Raw genomic sequence first — 20,440 nt, 5'->3', positions numbered from 1 at the left:
CGTGTATTTGATATTTAATGGCGTCCGCGCTGCCCATGTTAGACCCGCCGCTGCGCAACGGCCCTCTGTCACAGGCCCAGAAATGCAGGCTTCCATGCGCCGATTTGCCGATTTGCCAGGCGCCCTCCGTGCGGCGGCGCTGGCATTGTTCGTGGGGCTGCCGCTGTGGGCCCCGGCCCAGGCCGGCGCGCTGGACGGGCCGGTTCGCTTCGGCATCCTGCCGCTCGGAGGCGCCTTCGAGTCGCGCAGCGACTGGGACCCGCTGCTGGCCGAGCTGAGCCGCGCCATCGGCCGCCCGGTGAGCGTGCTGTCGGTCAACTCGTACGAAGCGCTGGAGCAGGCCATCCAGCGCGACGAGGTCGACATGGCCTTCCTGTCGGGGAAGATGGCGCTCGACGCCGTGACCCAGCGCCGCGTGAACGTGGTGGCGCAGGTGGTGCGGCACGACGGCCTGCCCGGCTACCGGGCGCTGCTGCTGGCGCGCAAGGCGCCCCCCTTCAATTCGCTGAAGAACATGCTGGAGCAGCCGGAGCGCTGGCGGCTGGCGCGCGGCGAGAAGCAATCGGTGTCGGGCTTCATCGTGCCGCAGCTGCAGCTCTTCCTGCCGAACCACATCGCGATGGAGACGCGCTTTCGCAGCGAAACCGTGGGCACCCACCAGACCAATGCGTTGGCCGTGGCCAACAGCGAGGCCGACGTGGCCACCAACAACTCGGCCGACTTCGAGCGCTTCAGGCTGCGCTTTCCGGCCGAGGCGGAGCGCCTGCAGGTGCTGTGGGAGTCGGAGCTGATCCCGCATGCGCAGATCGTGGTGCGCCGCGAATACCCGCCCGAACTGCGCAAGCGCGTGCAGGCCTTCCTGGTCGGCTACGGCCGCGCCAAGGGGCCGCGCGGCGACGCCGAGCGCGCGGTGCTCAAGTCGCTGCACGACCTGGCCGGCTTCGTGGCCGCCGACAACAGCTCGCTGCAGCCCGCGGCCAAACTGGCCTACCAGCTCGCCAGGCAGAACGCCATGACCGCGCAATGGGTGAACGACGCCGCGCGCCAAGCCCGCCTGCAGCGCATCGAGAGCGGCTATGCGGACCAGGTCAGCGTGCTCAGGGACGCGACGCCATGATGAAGCCTTCGTGGATGGTCGTTGTGCTGCTGGCTTGCGCTGCCTTGCTGGCCGGCTCCCTGCCGGCTGCGGCGCAGGGCGCTGCCGCACCGCACGAGAAGACCGTGCCGCCCACCATCAAGGCCGTCCGCTTCGGCGTGCTGCCGCTGGGCGGCGCCGTCGAATCGCGCGCGCTGTGGACCCCGCTCATGGCCGACATGAGCCGAAGCCTTGGCATTCCGGTGAGCGCCTATTCGGTGCCGACGTACGAGGAGCTCGATCGCGCCATCGGCCGCGATGAGATCGACATGGCCTTCCTCTCGGCCAAGATGGCGCTCGACGCCGTGATGCAGCGGCGCATGAAGGTGGTGGCGCAGATCGCGCGGCACCCCAGCGTGCCCGAGCACCGCGCCGTGCTGCTGGTGCGCAAGGATGGACCGCTCAACACACTCGAAGGCGTGCTCACGCAACCGGAGAGATGGCGGCTCGCGCGCGGCGACAGCCGTTCGGTCACCGGCTTCATTGTGCCGCAGAGCCAGCTCTTCCTGCCGCACAACATCGAGATGGAGACGCGCTTTCGCAGCGAGTTCGTCGGCACCCACCAGGCCACCGCGCTGGCCGTGGCGAACGGCGATGCCGACGTGGCCACCAACAACACGACCGACTTCGAGCGCTTTCGCCAGCAGTTCCCGGTAGAGGCCGAGCGGCTGCAGGTGGTCTGGCAATCGGAGCAGCCGCCCGGCGCGCCGATGGTGGTGCGGCGCGATTTCCCGCCGGAGTTCCAGGCGCGGCTGCAGAGCTTCCTGACCGGTTACGGAAGAGGCAAGGGCGCTCGCGCCGACGCCGAGCGCGAAGTGCTGAAGACCCTGCGCGCGGCCTACGGCTATGTCGCGGCCGACGACAGCGCACTGCTGCCGCAGGCGCGGCTCGACTACCAACTGGGCAGGCAGCGCGCCATGTCGGCTTCGTGGGTCAACGAGGCGGCACGCGAACAGCGGCTGCAGCGCATCGAGAAGGCCTACGCGGAGCAGGTCGAGACCTTGCGCGCGGCCGCTCGCTGAGCTCTGCAGGTGAGGCATCGAGCCGATCGCCCTAACTGGCACCGCATATCCAAGTCGATATCATGCGGCGGGCCTGCCAGGGTAACTGGCCGATCTAAGGGAGAACAATATCGTCGAACACGAATTCGGTTGCGCATGCGCAGCACTCGAAGCCCGATGTCACCTTGTACGGGCGCATCGCGGCAGATCCCGTCGGCTATGTCAGTTGGCCAAATCCCGACCTGCATTTTTCGATCATCATCGACGACGCTTACAGCGGTATCACCGTGATCGATGGTCAGCCCTCCTTCTTTGAAGCAGGCATGCAAAATTTTGGTTTGATCCGATCGAACCGATACACGAACTCGCTTCCTGGCGGGGTGTTGGTCAAGATTCCTTTGACTCCCCCGCAGGGCATGAGTCGACAAGAGTTCGCACGCCAACTCGTCGTCAACTCTCAGAAGTTCGCGAGCTACGTTTCTCCGTACTCGGCGCCGAAGAACATCCGGGGCTCACGCATGCGTCCCGGTGAGTACAACAGCAGCTCATACGTCGCAGGCTTGCTCAGGAGCGTGACGGGCTACGTGCCTTTGGTGTCCGTACCTGGATATCAGTCACCGGGTTGGGAGAACCCCATGCCGGCGCATTACTACAAGGGCGAGGCGATCCGATGAGAGCGGAGTGGCGGCTGCCGCTGAACATGTTGGTCTGGGCCTTGGCGATGCCTTTGCTCAGCGTTGGCCTGCGCTTCCTGGACCAACATCGAATCCTGGCAATGTCGGGGAGTGTCGTGGCGGCCGGAGCGCTTGCGCTTGTGCTGTGGGCTGCCCTGATCTACGTGAGGTGCGTTCCAGCAACGCCCCAGCTTTCGCGCCGCATCGGGTACTTCGTGGTGTTCTTCGCCGCGATGCTTGCGCTCGGTGCAGGAGCCCTTGGGCTGACCTTCTGGGCCATCGTCGCGATCTACGGCCTGTAACTCCCGTCGAGACGCAGGGCACCGCCAGCCTCGCGTCTACTCCCTTCGCCGTAGTTCCAAAACCCCGCATCTAGGCCGTTAGGCGGATTTGCCCGCCGTGCTCCGCGCCGGAAACTTCATGTTTCTTTCAGGCACCCTTGCCGTTGACGGAGTGCGGATGAGTTGGCGAACAAAAGTGGTCTGGAGCGAGGGGATGCTGTTGCAGCCTCAGCACCTGCAGCAGAGCGAGCGTCATGCCGATCATGCGCGGCATGTGCTGCTGCGTTCGACCACCCCCTACGCCTGGGGCTTTGCCGAGCTGGAGATCGACTCCGCCGCGCTCACGCTGGGCAAGCTCGCGCTGGTGCGGGCGGTCGGCGTGTTCGGCGACGGCACGGTGTTCGACATGCCGGCGGTCGATCCGCTGCCCGAGCCCATTGACATTCCTTCTTCCATGCGCGACGAGGCCGTGGTGCTCGCGCTGCCGCTGCGCCGCGCCGGCGCGCGCGAGGCCGATGCCGAGGAATATGAAGAGCTGGTGCGCCACCGCGTGCTCGAGTCCGAAGTGCCCGATTCGAACACCGCCGGCGAGCGCACCGCCATGCTGCAGCTGGGCCGGCTCCACACGCGCCTGATGCGCGCCGGCGAAGCCACCGACGCCTGGACCACCATCGGCGTCGCCCGCGTGGTCGAGCGCCGTGCCGACAACCAGGTGCAGCTCGACCGCACGATGCTGCCGCCGCTGCTCGACGTGGCCGGCCATGCCGTCATCCGCGCCTGGCTCGACGAGCTGCTGGGCCTGCTGCGCCAGCGCGGCGAAGCGCTCGCGGGCCGCATGACCCAGGGCGGCACCGGCGGCGTGGCCGAGATCGCCGACTTCATGCTGCTGCAGGCCGTGAACCGCAACGAAGCCGTCTTCGCGCACCTGGCGAAGAGCGCGGTGCTGCACCCGCAGCACTTCTTCGAGCATGCGCTGGGGCTGGCCGGCGACCTCGCGAGCTTTCGCGACTCGCGCCGCGTGGCGCACTTCGGCCCCTACGTCCACGACGACCTCGCGATGAGCTTCCGCCCGGTCATGGACGACCTGCGGCGCAGCCTCTCGATGGTGCTCGAACAGTCGGCCATCCGCATCGACCTGCACGACCGCAAGCACGGCGTGCGCGTGGCGATGGTGACGGACGTGGAACTGCAGCGCAAGGCGACCTTCGTGCTCGCGGTGAACGCGAGCATGCCGAGCGAGGCGCTGCGCGCGCGCTTTCCGACGCAGGTCAAGATCGGCCCGGTCGAGCGCATCCGCGATCTCGTCAACCTCGCCCTGCCGGGTGTCACGCTGACGCCGATGCCGGTGGCGCCGCGCCAGATTCCGTTCCACACGGGCGCCAACTACTTCGAACTCGAAACGCGCAACAGCGACCTGTGGCGCCAGCTCGAACAGTCGGGCGGCATCGCGATGCACATCGCCGGCGACTTCCCTGGGCTGGACCTCGCGTTCTGGGCAATACGTTCCTAGCCAACCGGCCGACGGAAACGGAACACCATCATGAGCACACCTCCCGATCCCTTCGCCGCCTTCGAGTCGGAGCGCACGGTCATCAAGCCCAAGCCGCGCACGCCGGCAGGAACGCCGCCGGCCGCATCGCCTGCGCCTTTCTTCGGCGGGACCGATCCGACGCCTGCGGTCGATGTCGGCGAACTCGGCCTGCTCAACCCGCTCGTCTCCGCAGCCGGCAAGCTGCTGGTGCTGATCGGCAAGCTGCGCAACCTCGCGCAGCCGCCGAACGTGCCGGCGCTGCGTGCCTCCACCGCCGATGCCGTCAACCAGTTCGATGCCGGTGCCCGGCGCGCCGGCGTCAGCAACGAATCGGTACTCGCCGCGCGCTACGTGCTGTGCACCGCGCTCGACGAGGCCGTGGCCAACACGCCGTGGGGCGTGCAGGCCGGCTGGAACAAGCAGAGCCTGCTGGTGCAGTTCCACAACGAGACCTGGGGCGGCGAGAAGGTGTTCCAGCTGCTGGCCAAGCTCGCGCAGGACGTGCCCACGCACCGCCAGTTGCTCGAACTGATCTACAGCGTGCTCGCGCTCGGCTTCGAGGGCCGCTACCGCGTGGTCGACAACGGCCGTGCGCAGCTCGACTCGGTGCGCCAGCGCCTCGCGGACCTGATCGCGAAAGACCGCCCGGCCGTCGAGCCCGAGCTCTCGCCGCACTGGCGCGGGCAGGGCGCGGGCACGGTGCGGCTGCGCGAGTCGCTGCCGCTGTGGGTGTTCGCGGCGGGCTTCGCGCTGCTGCTCGCGCTCGCATGGTTCGGCCTGCGGCTCACGCTCAACTACCGCTCCGACACCACCTACGCCGCGGTGTCGAGCCTGCGCGCGCCCAACATCCAGATCGCGCCGCCCGCGCTGCCGGCGAAGGCGCCGCGCCTCGCGCGCTTCCTCGAACCCGAGGTGAAGCAGGGCCTGGTCACGGTGACCGACGAGGCCGACCGCAGCGTGGTGCGACTGCGCGGCGACTCCTTCTTCGGTTCCGGCAGCGCCGAGCCGATGGCGCAGTCGCTGCCGGTGCTGCGCCGCATCGGCCAGGCGCTGGCCGAGGTGAAGGGCGAGGTGCTGATCACCGGCCATTCCGACAACCAGCCGATCCGCTCGCTGCGCTATCCGTCGAACTGGCACCTCTCGGCCGCGCGGGCCGATGCGGTGAAGGGTGCGCTGTCGACGCTGGTGGATCCGGCGCGCATGCGCTCCGACGGCAAGGCCGACGCCGAGCCTGTGGCTGCCAACGACACGCCGGCCAACCGCGCGAAGAACCGGCGCGTCGACATCGTGCTGCTCACGGAACCCGACCGCGTCGCCGCGAACACGGGAGCCACGAAATGATCAAGAAAATCTTCGGCTTCCTGTTCAGCCCGCTGCTGCTGACGCTGCTCGCGCTGCTCATCGTCGCGCTGCTGATCTGGTGGATCGGGCCGCTGGTGAAGATCGGCTCGCTCGCGCCGCTCGAAAGCGAAATGGTGCGCGCCATCGTCATCGGCGTGATCGTGCTGGCCGTGGTGCTGCGCGCGCTGTACCGCCGCTGGCGCGCACGCCGCGCGAGCCGGCACCTGACCGACGGCCTCATGAAGGCCCCGGCCGCCAAGGCCGATGCGCCTGTCAACGGCGAACAGAAGATCCTCGACACGCGCTTCAGCGAAGCCGTCGCCACGCTGAAGCAGATGCGCATGCACGCCGCCGGCAAGAAGCCGGGCTGGCGCGACTGGATGTCCATCTCGGGCGGCAGCTACCTCTACGACCTGCCGTGGTACGTGTTCATCGGCGCACCGGGCGCGGGCAAGACCACGGCGCTGGTCAACTCGGGCCTGAGCTTTCCGCTCGCCGAGAAGTTCGGCCCCGGCGCCATCCGCGGCGTGGGCGGCACGCGCAACTGCGACTGGTGGTTCACCGACGAGGCCGTGCTGATCGACACGGCCGGGCGCTACACCACGCAGGACAGCCACCAGTCGGAAGACAAGAGCGCGTGGGAAGGCTTCCTGGGCCTGCTCAAGAAGGCGCGCCCGCGCCGCCCGCTCAATGGCGTGTTCCTTACCGTCAGCGTGGCCGACCTGCTGAGCCAGGGGCCGGAGGCGCGCACGCAGCTTGCGGCCTCGATCCGCGCGCGCCTGCTCGAACTCGACGGCAAGCTCACCACGCGCCTGCCGGTGTACGTGCTCGTCACCAAGAGCGACCTGCTCTACGGCTTCACCGACTACTTCGACGACCTCGGCAAGGAGCAGCGCGCGCAGGTCTTCGGCTTCACGCTGCCGGCCGACGAGAACGTGCAACTCGAAGAAAAGGGCCTCTCCACGGCCTTCCACCGCGAGTTCGCGCTGCTGCACAACCGCGTGAACGACGGCCTCATCGCGCGCATGCAGCGCGAGACCGATGGCACGCGCCGCGCGGCGATCTTCGGCTTTCCGGCGCAGTTCGGCTCCATCGGCTCGCTGCTGTCCGACCTGCTGGAACAGGTGTTCACCGGCTCGCGCTTCGCGCAGCCGCCGTGGGTGCGCGGCGTGTACTTCACCAGCGGGACGCAGGAAGGCAGCCCGATCGACCGCGTGATGGGCAGCCTCGCGCGCAGCTTCGGCATCGAGCGCGCGATGCTCGCGCCGCAAAAGTCGAGCGGGCGCAGCTACTTCCTCACCTCGCTGCTGCGCGAAGTGGTGTTCCCCGAGCAGCGCCTGGCCGGCGCCGACGTGAAGCTGGAGCGCCGCCGCCACACGCTGCGCGTGATCGGCGTGACCGCGATGACGCTGGTCACCGTCGGCCTGCTCGCCGCCTGGGGTTACAGCACGCTGCAGAACATGAACTACCTGAAGTCGGTCGAGGCCCGCGTCGAGCCGGCCCGGCAGAACCTCGCGGCGCTGCCCGCTCGCGTGCAGAACCTGGTCGAGGTCGCGCCCGTGCTGCAGGGCCTGCGCGACATCTGGAAGACGCCCGACAACCGACAGGGCGACGAGCCGCTGTCGATGACGCTGGGCCTCTACCAGGGCGACAAGCTCGATGCCGCCGCCATGCTCACGCACCAGCGCGCTCTCAACGACGCCTTCCTGCCGCAGATCGCCAAGCGCATCGAGGACCAGCTGCGAACCGCGCAGAAGGACAACCTCGAGTTCACCTACGAAGCCCTCAAGAGCTACCTGATGCTCTACCAGCCCGAGCACTTCGACGCCGAGGCGCTCAAGGCCTGGATCACGCTCGACTGGTCGCGCAACCTCGACCGCGGCATTCCCGAAGACCAGCGCAGGCAGCTCGAAGACCAGCTCGACGTGCTGATCGCACAAGGTCCGCCGCGCTCGCCGCTCAAGATGGACGAGAACCTCGTGCGCAGCGTGCGCGCCGTGCTCGCAAGCTACCCGCTGGAGCAGCGCGTGTTCAGCCGCCTGAAGCGCCAGCGCGCGACCAAGGACATTCCGGCCTTCAGCGTGGCGACAGCCACCGGCCCCTCGGGTCCGCTGGTGTTCGAGCGCATCAGCGGCAAGCCGCTCTCCGATGGCGTGCCGGGCATGTTCACCTACGACGGCTATCACAAGCGCTTCCAGAACGAAGTGACAGTGCTCACCGGCCTGCTCGCCAACGAAGACCCGTGGGTGCTGGGCCAGGACCGCAACGCCGCCGACCGCCTGCGCGACGTGGCCGCGCTCGGCGCGCTGACCGACCGCGTGCGGCGCCTGTACCTGGAGGAATACGTCAAGCAGTGGGAAGCGCTGCTCGCCGACGTGCGCCTGATCCGCGTGAGCGGCCTGGAGAAGAACATCGAGACCGCGCGCATCCTCTCGGGCGTCGACTCGCCGCTCGCGAACTTCCTGCGCGCCGTGGTCAAGCAGACCACGCTGATCCCCGCGGCCGACGCCAACAAGGACGTGGTCAGCAAGGCCACCGAGACGGTGCGCAACACCCGCAAGGGCCTGGAGGACCTGTTCGGCAGCGACCCCGGCCGCCAGGTGGCGCCGGGCAAGCGCATCGAGAGCATCGTGGACGACCGCTTCGAGTCGCTGCGCCGGCTCGTCACCGCGGGCGGCCCGAACCAGCCCGCGCCCATCGACGACGCGCTGAAGCTCTTCAACGAGGTGTACGTGTACCTCAACGCGGTCGACACGGCCGTGAAGGGCCGTACCTCGCCACCGCCCGGCGACGTGGCCGGCAAACTCAAGTCCGACGCGGGCCGACTGCCCGAGCCGGTGCGCTCGATGGTCGAGAACCTGAGCCAGGCCGGCGCCGCGCAGGCCCAGGTGGCCGAGCGCGGCAACCTGAGCCAGGACCTGCGCCCGGTGGCCGAGTTCTGCGCGCGCGCCATCGCTGGCCGCTACCCCTTCGTGCAGAGTAGCAAGCGCGACGTGCTGCCCGAGGACTTCGGCCAGATGTTCGGCCCTGGCGGCCTGATGGACGACTTCTTCCAGAAGCGCCTGGCCGCGCTGGTCGACACCAGTACGCGCCCGTGGCGCTACAAGCCCGTGGCCGAGCGCGGCGCCATTACCACGCAGGCGATCGCGCAGTTCGAGCGCGCCGCGCGCATCAAGGAGATCTTCTTCCGCGGTGGCGGCCGGGGCCCGTCGATGCGGCTGGACTTCAAGCCGGTGGAAATGGATGCGGGCATCACCCAGTTCATCCTCGACGTCGACGGCCAGCTCGTGAAGTACGCGCACGGCCCCGTGGTGCCGATGGCTGTGCAGTGGCCGGGGCCGAAGGGCAGCAACCAGGTGCGCATCCAGGTCAGCCCGCCGTCGACCACGGGCAGCTCGGGCGCGGCGGTCGATGGGCCGTGGGCGCTGTTCCGTGCGCTCGACGACGGCCAGCTCGAAGCCGGCGATGCGCCGGAGAAGTTCTTCATCACCTTCCAGATCGGCGCGCGCAAGACGCGGTTCGAAGTGACGACGAACAGCGTGCAGCACCCGATCCGCTTGCGCGAGCTGCGCGAGTTTTCTTGTCCGGAGGGGTTGTGAGCGTCGAGTCTTCTTCATCGTCGTCTTCGCTCTTTGCCTCGACTGCGCTGCCGGGGTGGTTCGGCAAGCTGCCGGGCATGGGGGATTTTGCGCACCGGCGTCTGCCCGAGCCGTTCCGCGCCGTGTGGGACCAGTGGCTGCAGCGCGGCATGGCGCGGCTGCGGGATCGGCATGCGGACTGGACCGAACGGTATCTGGAAGCGCCGATCTGGTGCTTTGCGCTGGGGCGGCAGGTGGCGGGAGAGCAGGCGTGGATCGGGGTGTTGATGCCTTCGGTCGATGGGGTGGGGCGGTACTTTCCGTTTGCTTTGGCGATGGAGCTCGATGAGGCGGTGCCTGAACAGCTTCAAGGGGCGGCGCTGGCTGCGGCGCTGCAGTGGTGGGCGCATGCGACTCAGGCTGCGCTCGAGGGGCTGGATGGGGATCTGGATGCGCTGCGGTTCGATGCTGTGCTGCAGAGGTTGTTTGCTGCTGCTGATGCTGCTGCCTCGGTTCGCGAGAACACGGTGGAGTCGTTGATGCTGCCTGTTGCTGGGGCCTCGCTTTGGCTGGGGGATCCTGCTGCTGAGCAGGGGATTCGGATGTTGAGTACCGGGTTGCCTCGGGATGAGCAGTTTGAAGCGCTGTTTCTCGGCTTTGCGGAGGAGGGGTGACGTGAACTTCTCTTCTTGTTTTGCTTTCCGAGGCCGGGTCTCGCCCCGGCGGGCGACTTACTTTCTTTGCTTCGCCAAAGAAAGTAAGCAAAGAAAGGCGACCCCACTGTCTGCGTCCCTACGCTTCGCTTCGGGCAACCTGCGGTGCTCGCGTTTCGCGGGGTCCGCAGAACTCGCTTCGCTCAAACAGCTGCGGCCCTTATCCGCGAAACGCTCCGCTCCTCGGCGCAGCCAGAGGGGAGGGGAACCCTCCCGGGCCTTTGCTTCGCTCGACCCCCATGCGGCTGCAGGCGCGCAGCGCCTGCAGCCGCCCCACGCCGAGCGCAGCGACGGCGCGTTTGGTTTTTCAATCCCTTCTGGCTGCGCCGAGGAGCGCTGCGGTTCGCGGATCAGGGCCCGCCCTTGTTTGAGCGAAGCGAGTTTGGGCGAGACCCCGCGAACCGCGAGCACCGCAGGGACGCAGACAGCAGGGTCGCCTTTCTTTTGCCTACGTTTCTTTGGCGAAGCAAAGAAAAGTAGGTCGGCCGCCGGGCCGAGACCCGGCCCCGGGAAGCAAACTCAAAGCCCAGTCAAAACAGGAGCCAGTCGATGACCGACTCTCCATCAGAAGACGACCGCACTCGCGTAGTGCCCAAGCTTGTCCAGCCGACAACCACCGGCGACACATCAGCCACCGTCATCACAGCCGGCGCAGCCACGAACATCCCCGTCACCAGCCCTGCCACGGGCAGCACCGAAGCCGGCCTCCTCCCCGTAGGCAGCCGCCTCGCAGAATTCGAAGTCACCAGAGTCATAGGCCAGGGCGGCTTCGGCGTCGTCTACGAGGCCTGGGACCACACCCTCGAACGCGTGGTGGCCATCAAGGAGTACCTGCCAACGTCGCTATCGACAAGACAGCAGGACGGCACAGTGGTCCCCCTGTCGGAGCGCCACAGGGAAACCTTCGACCTCGGCATGCGCAGCTTCATCAACGAAGCCCGCCTGCTGGCCCAGTTCGACCATCCGTCGCTGCTCAAGGTCTACCGCTTCTGGCAGGAAAAGGGCACCACCTACATGGTCATGCCCTTCTACCGGGGCGACACGCTGAGAGAGGCCCTGGTGGCCATCCCCGCCGGTGTCGACGAGGCATGGCTGATCCGCATCATGGACGGCGTCACGCAGGCACTGGCCGTGATGCACAGCGCGAACTGCTACCACCGCGACATCGCCCCCGACAACATCATCCTGCTCGAAGGGTCCGGGCGCCCGGTGGTGCTCGACTTCGGCGCCGCGCGCCGCGTGATCACCGACAAGACGCAGGCGATCACCGTCATCCTCAAGCCCGGCTACGCGCCGATCGAGCAGTACGCCGAGATGCCCGACATGTCGCAGGGTGCATGGACCGACGTTTACGCGCTCGCGGCCGTGATGCACGTGGCCGTGTGCGGTCGCGCGCCGCCGCCGTCGGTGGCGCGGCTCTTGTCCGACAGCTACGTGCCGCTCGCGGGCAACGAGATCCTGCGCCAGCGCTACAGCACGCGGCTGCTGGAGGCCATCGATGCGGGCCTCGGCGTGCGGCCCGAGCAGCGGCCGCAGTCGATGGCCGAGCTGCGCGCCGCGCTCGATCTCGAAGTGGGGCACAGCATCGCGCCGACGCCGCGCACGCAGCCGCCATCGGGCGCGCGGGCCACCACGAATGCCGATGCGGCGACGGTCATTGCCAGCGGCAACAAGACCAGCAACGGCAAGGTGCCTTCGCCCGCGCCCGCTCCCGCCAGCGGCGGAAAGGGCGGCAACAAGACTGTCGCCGCACTCGCATCGGTCGCGCTCCTCGCGGCCGCAGCCGGTGGCAGCTGGTGGTGGTTCCAGGGCCGCACCGGTGGTGATGCAGACAGCGGCGGCAAGCAGATCGTCGCCACCACACCGGCCCCGCCGACCGACACGAAGGTTGCAGAGGCACCACCTCCTGCGCCCCCACCACCGCCACCTCCTCCGGCTCCGCGCACGCCCGCCGAGTCGCTGCAATCGCTTGCGGCCGGTGCCGCCCCGGGCTTCGACGTGACGGCCACTCCGAAGAAGGCCGAGGTCGCCATCGGCAAGGACCGCCTGGCCTTCGAGGTGCGCAGCAAGCGCGAAGGCTTCGTCTACGTGTTCCTGCTGTCCAGCGGCGGCGAGATGTTCCTGCTGTTCCCGAACCTGCTCGACAAATACAACAAGATCACCGCCGGCGGCTCGCTTGCGCTGCCGCGCGCCTCGTGGCCGATGGACGCGGGCGGTCCGGCCGGCACCGACCGGTTCGCGGTGCTCGTGAGCGAGCACGAGCGCGACTTCAGCGCCGCCGGCGTGCAGAACGACGGCGTGTTCCCGGTGTTTCCGCTGCCGGTGCTCGCCGCGCTCGAAGCCACGCGCGGCACCGGTCCGTCGCCGCTGCTGGGCAAGCCCGTGTGCGCGCCCAACACCCCGTGCAACGACGTCTATGGCGTCGCGAATTTCAAAATCGTCGAGAAGTAATCGTCTGTAGGGCGTTGGCCTCTTCGGCTGCCACTTTCCGGACAAGGAGACTTTCATGACCGCTTCACAACCGCACTGGCAGCCCGAAGAGCGCCTCGCCTGCGCGCTCCGATGGGCCGTTGCCGCCGCCATCGCCTCGCTGGCGGGCTGCGCCGTACCACCGCCGGCCGCCACGAACACCGGTGCGGCCGCGACTGACACGGCAAGCACGACGACCGCCCCGCGCACGCCGCCGCCTGTTGGCACCAGCGTGGCCGGCCAGGCGCGCACTTTCTCGACGCAACTCGCCACCTACACCTCGGTCGGCTTCGACTCGGTGCCGGGCTGGGCGCGCGACGACTTCTCCGAAAGCTGGCCCGCCTTTCTCGGCAGCTGCAAGGTGCTGACCGGGCGCGGTGCGGAGTGGAAGGATGTGTGCGCCCGCGCGCTGAAGGTCGATGGCAAGAGCAACAACGCCATCCGTGGCTTCTTCGAGGGCGAGTTCTCGGCCTACCAGATCCGCGACGACGACCGCAGGCCCGACGGCGTGGTCACCGGCTACTTCGAGCCCGAGATCGCCGGCGCCCGCCAGTACGGCGCACCCTTCATCTACCCCGTCTACGGCCAGCCCGAGGACATGCTGTTCGCCGACGCGCGCAGGCTGCCCGCCGGCAACGGCACGGTGGCGGCGCGGGTCGATGGTCGCAACGTGGTGGTGCAGACCGGCCTCAGCACGCGCGACATGGGCGCGCCGGGCCTCTATGCGCTCGATCTCTCGGGCATTTCGCGCGACACCCTCGACCGCAAGGTGCGCCTGCGGGTCGAGGGCAAGCAGCTGCTGCCGTACTACACGCGCGAAGAAATCGAGACCAAGGGCGCACCCAACGCCAAGGTGCTGGCCTTCGTGAGCAGTGCCACCGCGCTGTACGAAATGCAGATCCAGGGCTCTGGCCGCATCAGGATGGCCAATGGCGACATCGTGCGCGTCGCCTACGCCGAGCAGAACGGCCAGCCCTTCCGCCCGACGCTGGCGCAGGCCTCCAACGGCAAGCCGCGCAGCCCGGTGAAGGTGCGCGGCTCGTCCATCGAACTTCAGCTGGACGACGGCGATGAGGACGACGTCGGCGCCGTCGACAGCGGCACCATCCGCACGCGCGGCTTCACGCTCGTGCGGCCGGTGGCCAGCGGCCCGGTCGTTGTGCCGGGGCGGCGCGCGGCCGGCGCGGTGAGCGGCTCGGGCATCAAGGACCCGAGCTATGTGTTCTTCAAGGAATCGGCCTCGCCAGTGGGCGGGCCGGTGGGCGCCTTCGGCGTGCCGCTGTCGGCGGGGCGCTCGATTGCGGTCGATCCGCGCAGCACGCCGCTGGGCTACCCGGTGTTCGTGTCGACGCGCACGCCGGGCAGCGGCGCGCCGATGCAGCGCCTGACCATCGCGCAGGACACCGGCGGCGCCATCCGCGGCGCGGTGCGGGCCGACTATTTCTTCGGCAACGGCCAGCAGGCCGCGACCAACGCGCGCCGCATGAAGGAGCGCGGGCAGCTGTGGATTCTTCTGCCGCGCGGCCTCGCGGTGGCGCAGGCCGCGGTGTCGTCGACCATCCGCACGCGCGGCGGGCCGGTGGGTGCCGACTTGCCGCAATGCCTGGTGCCTTCGGAAGGCAGCTGCGTCGACGACTGATCGATCGATCGATCGCGTGCCTTGATTCTTCATGCAGGAAACCCTCTCGTCCGCGGAAAGCGCTGAACTCGTCCGCCTCTGGCGGCGGCGGCAGACGCTGTCCCCGAACGACATGGGCGCCATGTACCGCATCGTGGGCGATGCGCTGGTGGCCTGCAATCCGCCCGAGCTGCAGGTGCTGGGCGAGGGCCGGCAGGAGCTGGTGGCGCAGTTCATCTACGTGAAGGTGCTGCGGCTCGATGCCGATCCCGACGAGGCCGACGAGCGCGCGGGCCACAGCGCGCCGTCCACGGCTTTCGCGCTGTGCGCGTACTTCCGCCGCTATCTGATCGACTGCACGCGCGCCAGTTCGTTTCGCCGCAAGCTGTCCATCGGCGACCAGATCACAGAGGCGCAGCTCGAGGACGAGATCGGCGCTGGCGAAGACCTCGACGGTTGCCTGGCCGAACATGGCCTGAGCGCGCAGGCCGTGCAGCTTGCCGCGCGCGCCTTCATCGCCGGGCTGCCCGAGCCCGAGCGCCTGCTGCTGTGCGAGGGCTTCGGCAAGGAGGCCGAGGGCGGACTGTCGGGCATCGCGTCGCGCCATGCCATTGCGTCGTACCACTACCGTGCGGGGCGGCTGGGCCTCGTGCACAAGCGCGAGGGGCTGACCGCGGACTACGCCAAGACCCGGCTCGGCGGCTGGCTCCAGCAGACGCTGGGCATCGCCATCGAGCCCGGCAACATGGCCGCGATCCTGCAGGTCTTCAAAATCCTCGGTGCTGAAGCGTCTTATGCCTGAAGACATAGCCATTCAGGAACAGACGCCATGACCCACGACCTCTGGCCCCCGCTCAGCGTGATCCGCCACGCGTTCGAAACGGGCGCGGCCGTGCCTGACGATGTGTCGCCGCCGGGCACGGCCACCGTGGCCATGCCGGGTACGGCCACCGGAACGGGCGCCGAACCCCTTGCTGCAGCAGCCGCCGCATCCGACCTGCTGCTGCCCCTCACCGAATTGGCCCGGCGCCGCGAGGCTGTCGCCCAGCGAGCCTTCCCGGCCCGCTGGGCGCCGGGCCGCCTCATCAGCGTGGTGCATGAAGGGCGGCTGCTGGGCGTGCTGCTCGACCGCTGCATCCACGGCGAACTCTGGCAAGGCTGGATGGCCGCCGGCGAGGCCGACTGGGCATCTGCCTTCGACGTGCTGCTGGAGCCCGACGACGAGCCCTTCGAGCCGATGTTCGGCGTGGTCCAGGCCTGGAACATGCTCACGCTCGAGCCGAGCCCGCAGCTGTGCGCGCGCGTGCAGGGCGAGGTGTCGGCCACGCGGCTCGCCGCGATCCGCGCAGTGCATGACGAGTGGGCCGCGCACGCCTCGCTGGCCATTGCGCCCGAACCGGGGCGCATCGCGCTGCGCAGCGTCGGCGGGGTGTTCTCGGTGCTGTCGGGCACGCCGCTCGGTCCGCAGGACCCGCGGGCCGACTACCAGGCGCTGTACCGCGACGCGGGCCTGCGGCTGGGGGCGGCGCTGGCGCGGCCGCAGGGCGATGCATCGGCTTCTTCGCCTTCTTCTTCCTCTTCGCGTGCGCAACCGCAGTCCCGGCCGGAAGACGGCTGGTGGGGCAGCATCCGCCGCTGGTTCGGCGCGGAAGGCTGGGCGCGCCCGGCCTTCGCGGTGCTGGCGCTGTTCGTGGTGATCCAGAACGTCGGGGTGCTGGGCGGCCGCGATGCGTCCGAGGAAGACGAGGTGCGATTCCGCGCCGTCCCCGCCGCACCTGCGCCAACGCGGGCCGACCTCGTGGTGCGCTGGAAATCCGGCGTGCGCATGGACGAGGCCGATCGGCTGTTGCAGTCGATCTCGGCCGACGTGGTGGGCGGGCCGGGCGGCGAGGGCGCGTGGCGCCTTCGGGTGCCGGAGCCCGTCGATGCGCTGGCGGTGCTCGCGGCTTCGCCGCTGGTCGAGTCGGCCGGGCCGGCCACGGGGCAACGGCCATGACCCGCGCCGTGCATTTCTCTTTCTCCCTCCCCTTCCGGGGGAGGGCAGGGGTGGGGGCACGCGGCGTATCCAATGGGCGCTCTGCCCGCCCCCATCCCAGCCCTCCCCCAAAGAGGGAAGGAGCAACACAACTTCGCGTTCTGCAGGTGCTGCTCGTGCTGTGGCTGATCGCCTGCTGCACCCTTGCTTTCGCCACCCCGCGCGCGCTGCTCGTCGGCGTCTCCGAACTCGCCAACCAGCCGCAGGCGCTGTGGCTGCAGGCGCCGCGCAACGACGTGATGCTGATGCGCGATGCGCTGCTCAAGCAGGGCTTCGCGGCGTCCGACATCGCCATGCTCGCCGATGGCGTGAATGGCGCCGCATTGCCCGAATCGCAGGCCATCCACGAGGCACTCGCCAAGCTGCTCGCGCAGTCGAGAAGCGGCGACTTCGTGCTGCTGTATTTCTCCGGCCACGGCACCCGGCTGCGCGACATCGCCAAGCGCTACCAGGAGCCCGATGGCCTCTCCGAGAACTTCCTCGCGCGCGACGTGCGCGGCACGCTGGGCAGCGACAACGTGCTCACGGGTGACCTGCGCGACGCCGACTTCGATGCATGGATCCAGTCCTTCCTCGCGAAGAACGTGTTCGTCGCCTCGGTGTTCGACACCTGCTCTGCCAACTCCATGACGCGCGGCACCGCCGATGCACCCGTCACCGCCGAAGGCCCGAGCGACGACGAGGTGCGCTGGCGCGGCCTGCGCGCAACCCAACTGACTGGCGGTGCAGCGCCGGTGCGGCCCCTGACGCCGCCCACACCGGCCGAAGCCGTGCCGCGCGCCCGCTACGTCGCCTTCTTCGCCTCCGAGAGCCACCAGATCACGCCTGAGCTGCGCCTGCCCCGCAAGGTGCGCAACGCCCGGCCGCAGGGCCTGCTGACCTGGGCCATGGTCGAGGCGCTGTCGCGCAAGCCCGCCACCTGGCGCGACCTGTTCGACGGCGTGCTCGCGCTGTACCCGCCGGTCATCGACGAACTCGCACAGCGCTTTCCCACGCGCGAGCTGCCGTCGCCGGTGGCCGAAGGCAACCTCGATGCGCCGCTGTTCGCCAACAGCGGCGCGCCCGCGTCCACGCGCCCCGTGTGGCGCGCGCAGCGCAGCGGCGACAGCCTGGCCATCAAGGCAGGCCTGCTCGACGGCCTTGCGCAGCAGCAGGAGCTGCGTGTGATCGCGACGCTCGACGACGGCGCCGTGCGCAGCGCGCCGGCCACGGTGGCGCAGATCAAGCTCGGCGGCGCGTGGCTCGCTGTGCCCGCGGCGTTGAAGGACGTGTCGGGCAGCGCATTCTGGAGCGTCACGCCCATGACCGAGCCGGCCGCCACCGCCTTGCGCGTGCGCGCCGACAAGCCCTTGCCCACCGGCCTCAGCCTCGACTATCCGGCGGCGATCCGCCTGGCCGACGACGCAGCCACCGCCGACGTGCGCTGGACCGATCTCGGCTCCTCGGGACAGCGCCTCGAGCTGCTCGCGCCGATGTTCGGCGCGACGGTCTCCACCGTGGTGCTGCCCGACACCGCTGCCCTGCGCCGCCGCCTGCAGGCCCTGGCGCAGCTCAAGTGGCTCGCGCAGCTGCAGGCCTATGGCAAGGACGGCCAGCTCGACGGCTTCGATGCGACGCTCGAAGTCTGGAGCGCCGATCGGCTGCTGCGCAGCGTGCCCGTCGTTCAGGCTGCAGCCATGCTGCCCTCGCTGCGCGCCGGGGAGCGCGTGCGCCTGACCGTGCGCAACACCAGCGGCCGCTCGCTCGACCTCGTCATCGCCGGCATCGATGCGCGCGGCAACCTGCAGTCGGTCTACCCCGACGAGCTCGGCGAAACCAACCGCTTCAAGCGCGGCACGACCGAGCAGCCCTCGGTCAAGCGCTTCGACCTGCCCTGGCTCGACGCCGCCGGCGATGCGCGCCTGCTGGTCATGGCCGTGCCCGCCACGCCCTACAGCGCGCCGCGCCTGTTCGGCGTGGCCTACGCGCAGGCCGAGGTGTCGGAAGTGCGCGTGCGCGGCGGCCAGCCGCCGGCCGAGAGTGGCGAGCGGCAGGTGTTCGCGGCCCTGCTGCGCAGAAGCGGCGTGACAGACAGCGGAGCCCGGCCATGAAGCCGGCGCATGCGATTTCGATTCATCCTTTTTCTTTCGCACCTCGGAGGTGATATGGCATTTCTCGACGACGGCTCCTGGAGCCCTGAAGACGCCCGGCAGTTCTACGACCTGATCGGCACCGGCTCCGCGGAAACCGACCTTGTCATGCTGATCGAGAACAAGGGCGCGCCCGTCGAAGCCGAACTCGACCGCTCCTTCGACGACGGCAAGGCGAGGCTGAACATCGGCGGCTACTACTGGTCGGTGCAGGTGCCCGAGTCGTCCAGCCAGAACCAGGTCGTGCCCAACAACCTGATCGTCGCGCGCCGCAGCGACGCGGCCACCGCCACGCTCGCCAGCCTGCTGCGCACGCAGGAGAAAGACCTGAAGGTCGTCATCAGCGCCTTCAAGGCCGGCGGCGACGAGCGCGCGCCCGATGCGCAGGCTACCTTCGAGCTGGTGCTGGAGAACGCGCGCATCTGCCGGCTGGTGCTCAACTCCGGCGGCCACTGGGGCGTGCCCTCGGAGCTGGTCTCCATCAGCTACCGCACGGTGAAGGTCAAGTCGGCGCCGCAGAAGACCACCGGCCTGCGCGGCGCGGTGCGCGAATGCCAGTTCACCCGCGCCTGAACGCCGCCACATCCAGGAGCCTCACACCATGACGACCGCCGCCGAACTCCTCAAGGCCGCCGACCCGGCCGCCGCCCTCAAGGCCCTGAGCGACGACGTGCGCGCCAGGCCCGCAGACAGCAAGCACCGTGTCTTCATGGCGCAGCTGCTGTGCGTGCTCGGCCAATGGGAGCGCGCGCTGAATCAGCTCAGCGTGGCGGCCGAACTCGACGCGCTCGCCGTGCCCATGAAGCAGGTCTATGGCGAGGCCGTGCGCTGCGAGGGCCTGCGCGCCGAGGTGTTCGCCGGCACGCGCACGCCGATGATCTTCGGCCAGCCCGACGAATGGCTGGCGCTGCTCATCGAGTCGCTGCTGCGCCAGGGCCGCGGAGAAAGCGAGCTGGCCGAGGACCTGCGCCAGCGCGCCTTCGACGGTGCGCCCGCCATCAGCGGCACCATCGACGGCACGCCCTTCGAGTGGCTCGCCGATGCCGACATGCGCCTGGGGCCGGTGCTCGAAGCCTTCGTCAACGGCAAGTACTACTGGATTCCGTACGCGCGCCTCGCGCACATCAAGATCGAGCCGCCCGAGGACCTGCGCGACTGCGTGTGGATGCCCGCCCACCTGCAGTTCGAGAACGGCGGCGAAACGCTCGCGCTGATTCCCACGCGCTACGAAGGCACCGAGAAGACCGAGGACGGCGAGCTGCTTCTTGCGCGCAAGACCGAGTGGCGCGAGCTGCGCCCCGAGGTCTGGGCCGGCCATGGCCAGCGCGTGCTCGGCAGCGACGCGGGCGAGTACGCGCTGATGGACGTGCGCGAGATCCTGTTCACGCCCGAGGGCGGCGAAAGCGGCGCCGGTGGCTGAACTCACCGCGCAGGAGCGGCTGCAGCCTTCGCTGCTCGACCGCCTCGTCGACAACGCGCCCGACGAGAAGCGCGAGAGCGACGAGAAGCGCACGCTGACCAAGCAGGCGCTGCGCCAGGCCGTGCTGCGCGACCTCGGCTGGCTGTTCAACGCCACCGGCTACGGCCTTGCGATGGACGACAGGCAGTACCCGAACGCCGCACGCTCGGTCATCAACTACGGATTGCCTATGCTGTCTGGCCAGTTCACCTCGTCGGTGCAGCGTGTCAGCATGGAACAGGCTTTGAAGAACGCAATCCTGCAGTTCGAGCCGCGCATTTTGTCCCGCACACTCGAAGTGGAACTCGTCATGGAAGGCCCGGCACTGGACTCCCACAACAGCATCGGCCTGCAGATCCGCGGCATGCTGTGGGCGCAGCCGGTACCGCTCGAGTTCCTGATGCGAAGCCGCGTAGATCTTGAAGAGGGCCGCATAGAGATCGTGGACATGGCGCAAAACCCAAGGTAAGTCCGAC

The 20,440-nt window shown here is 69.0% G+C and carries 16 protein-coding genes; all 16 read left to right on the top strand.

All coding sequences use genetic code 11. The annotated features are described in order from the left end of the window. The first annotated feature begins 82 nt into the window (after positions 1-82). The 16 genes from phnD (ASC92_RS11320) to tssE all read left to right on the top strand — a co-directional run bounded on the left by phnD (ASC92_RS11320) (position 83) and on the right by tssE (position 20,433). Complete coding sequence (phnD, locus tag ASC92_RS11320) at positions 83-1,117, top strand: phosphate/phosphite/phosphonate ABC transporter substrate-binding protein (protein ID WP_056514869.1); 1,035 nt, start codon at positions 83-85, stop codon at positions 1,115-1,117. Further along, positions 1,114-2,157 (top strand): phosphate/phosphite/phosphonate ABC transporter substrate-binding protein, encoded by a 1,044-nt coding sequence (gene phnD / locus ASC92_RS11315; protein ID WP_056514866.1) that lies wholly within the window; start codon positions 1,114-1,116, stop codon positions 2,155-2,157. The genes phnD (ASC92_RS11320) and phnD (ASC92_RS11315) overlap by 4 nt, the downstream gene beginning before the upstream one ends. Before the next feature lie 164 nt (positions 2,158-2,321). Continuing rightward, positions 2,322-2,810: a hypothetical protein gene (locus tag ASC92_RS11310; RefSeq protein ID WP_056514864.1), complete on the top strand. Its 489-nt coding sequence runs from the start codon at positions 2,322-2,324 to the stop codon at positions 2,808-2,810. A 26-nt stretch (positions 2,811-2,836) separates the two neighbouring features. Beyond that, positions 2,837-3,112, top strand: coding sequence for a hypothetical protein (locus ASC92_RS11305; RefSeq protein ID WP_157609046.1), 276 nt, complete (start codon positions 2,837-2,839; stop codon positions 3,110-3,112). Between the two features lie 157 nt (positions 3,113-3,269). Next, positions 3,270-4,601, top strand: coding sequence for a type VI secretion system baseplate subunit TssK (tssK, locus tag ASC92_RS11300; RefSeq protein WP_056514858.1), 1,332 nt, complete (start codon positions 3,270-3,272; stop codon positions 4,599-4,601). A gap of 30 nt (positions 4,602-4,631) precedes the next feature. Continuing rightward, a complete protein-coding gene (locus ASC92_RS11295) occupies positions 4,632-5,963 on the top strand; it encodes a DotU family type VI secretion system protein (protein WP_056514854.1) in 1,332 nt (443 codons plus the stop codon). Beyond that, positions 5,960-9,562, top strand: coding sequence for a type VI secretion system membrane subunit TssM (gene tssM / locus ASC92_RS11290; RefSeq protein WP_056514852.1), 3,603 nt, complete (start codon positions 5,960-5,962; stop codon positions 9,560-9,562). Before ASC92_RS11295 ends, tssM begins: the two co-directional genes overlap by 4 nt. Beyond that, entirely contained in the window at positions 9,559-10,215 is a 657-nt protein-coding gene (tagF, locus tag ASC92_RS11285; protein WP_056514849.1) for a type VI secretion system-associated protein TagF, read from the top strand. Before tssM ends, tagF begins: the two co-directional genes overlap by 4 nt. 588 nt (positions 10,216-10,803) lie before the next feature. After that, entirely contained in the window at positions 10,804-12,705 is a 1,902-nt protein-coding gene (locus ASC92_RS11280; RefSeq protein WP_056514847.1) for a serine/threonine-protein kinase, read from the top strand. A 55-nt stretch (positions 12,706-12,760) separates the two neighbouring features. Beyond that, positions 12,761-14,362, top strand: coding sequence for a murein transglycosylase A (locus tag ASC92_RS11275; protein WP_056514844.1), 1,602 nt, complete (start codon positions 12,761-12,763; stop codon positions 14,360-14,362). Positions 14,363-14,393: 31 nt separating this feature from the next. Next, positions 14,394-15,143, top strand: a complete 750-nt coding sequence (locus ASC92_RS11270; RefSeq protein ID WP_056514841.1) for a hypothetical protein — start codon at positions 14,394-14,396, stop codon at positions 15,141-15,143. Positions 15,144-15,170: 27 nt separating this feature from the next. Continuing rightward, on the top strand, positions 15,171-16,337 hold the full coding sequence (locus ASC92_RS11265) for a hypothetical protein (protein WP_056514837.1): 1,167 nt from the start codon (positions 15,171-15,173) through the stop codon (positions 16,335-16,337). 155 nt (positions 16,338-16,492) lie between these two features. Beyond that, positions 16,493-18,466: a caspase family protein gene (locus tag ASC92_RS11260; protein ID WP_056516318.1), complete on the top strand. Its 1,974-nt coding sequence runs from the start codon at positions 16,493-16,495 to the stop codon at positions 18,464-18,466. A gap of 54 nt (positions 18,467-18,520) precedes the next feature. After that, the gene (locus tag ASC92_RS11255; RefSeq protein WP_056514834.1) at positions 18,521-19,078 is read left to right on the top strand and encodes a type VI secretion system tube protein Hcp; all 558 of its coding nucleotides are present in this window, start codon (positions 18,521-18,523) and stop codon (positions 19,076-19,078) included. A gap of 28 nt (positions 19,079-19,106) precedes the next feature. Then, complete coding sequence (locus ASC92_RS11250) at positions 19,107-19,925, top strand: type VI secretion system accessory protein TagJ (RefSeq protein ID WP_056514831.1); 819 nt, start codon at positions 19,107-19,109, stop codon at positions 19,923-19,925. After that, positions 19,918-20,433 carry a type VI secretion system baseplate subunit TssE gene (gene tssE, locus ASC92_RS11245; RefSeq protein WP_056514827.1) on the top strand — a complete coding sequence of 172 codons (516 nt, stop codon included), beginning with the start codon at positions 19,918-19,920 and terminating at the stop codon, positions 20,431-20,433. The genes ASC92_RS11250 and tssE overlap by 8 nt, the downstream gene beginning before the upstream one ends. The last annotated feature ends 7 nt before the right edge of the window (positions 20,434-20,440 follow it).

It is taken from the genome of Variovorax sp. Root411 (assembly GCF_001425205.1).
Taxonomy (GTDB): domain Bacteria; phylum Pseudomonadota; class Gammaproteobacteria; order Burkholderiales; family Burkholderiaceae_C; genus Variovorax.
Note: the sequence above shows the minus strand (reverse complement) of the source record. Positions and strands in the feature narration are given on the sequence as shown.

What these genes read in the sequence shown, in the direction of transcription:
- phnD (WP_056514869.1), top strand. Translation starts at nt 83, where the DNA reads ATGCAGGCTTCCATGCGCCGATTTGCCGATTTGCCAGGCGCCCTCCGT.
- phnD (WP_056514866.1), top strand. Translation starts at nt 1,114, where the DNA reads ATGATGAAGCCTTCGTGGATGGTCGTTGTGCTGCTGGCTTGCGCTGCC.
- ASC92_RS11305 (WP_157609046.1), top strand. Translation starts at nt 2,837, where the DNA reads ATGTTGGTCTGGGCCTTGGCGATGCCTTTGCTCAGCGTTGGCCTGCGC.
- tssK (WP_056514858.1), top strand. Translation starts at nt 3,270, where the DNA reads ATGAGTTGGCGAACAAAAGTGGTCTGGAGCGAGGGGATGCTGTTGCAG.
- ASC92_RS11295 (WP_056514854.1), top strand. Translation starts at nt 4,632, where the DNA reads ATGAGCACACCTCCCGATCCCTTCGCCGCCTTCGAGTCGGAGCGCACG.
- tssM (WP_056514852.1), top strand. Translation starts at nt 5,960, where the DNA reads ATGATCAAGAAAATCTTCGGCTTCCTGTTCAGCCCGCTGCTGCTGACG.
- ASC92_RS11280 (WP_056514847.1), top strand. Translation starts at nt 10,804, where the DNA reads ATGACCGACTCTCCATCAGAAGACGACCGCACTCGCGTAGTGCCCAAG.
- ASC92_RS11275 (WP_056514844.1), top strand. Translation starts at nt 12,761, where the DNA reads ATGACCGCTTCACAACCGCACTGGCAGCCCGAAGAGCGCCTCGCCTGC.
- ASC92_RS11270 (WP_056514841.1), top strand. Translation starts at nt 14,394, where the DNA reads ATGCAGGAAACCCTCTCGTCCGCGGAAAGCGCTGAACTCGTCCGCCTC.
- ASC92_RS11265 (WP_056514837.1), top strand. Translation starts at nt 15,171, where the DNA reads ATGACCCACGACCTCTGGCCCCCGCTCAGCGTGATCCGCCACGCGTTC.
- ASC92_RS11255 (WP_056514834.1), top strand. Translation starts at nt 18,521, where the DNA reads ATGGCATTTCTCGACGACGGCTCCTGGAGCCCTGAAGACGCCCGGCAG.
- ASC92_RS11250 (WP_056514831.1), top strand. Translation starts at nt 19,107, where the DNA reads ATGACGACCGCCGCCGAACTCCTCAAGGCCGCCGACCCGGCCGCCGCC.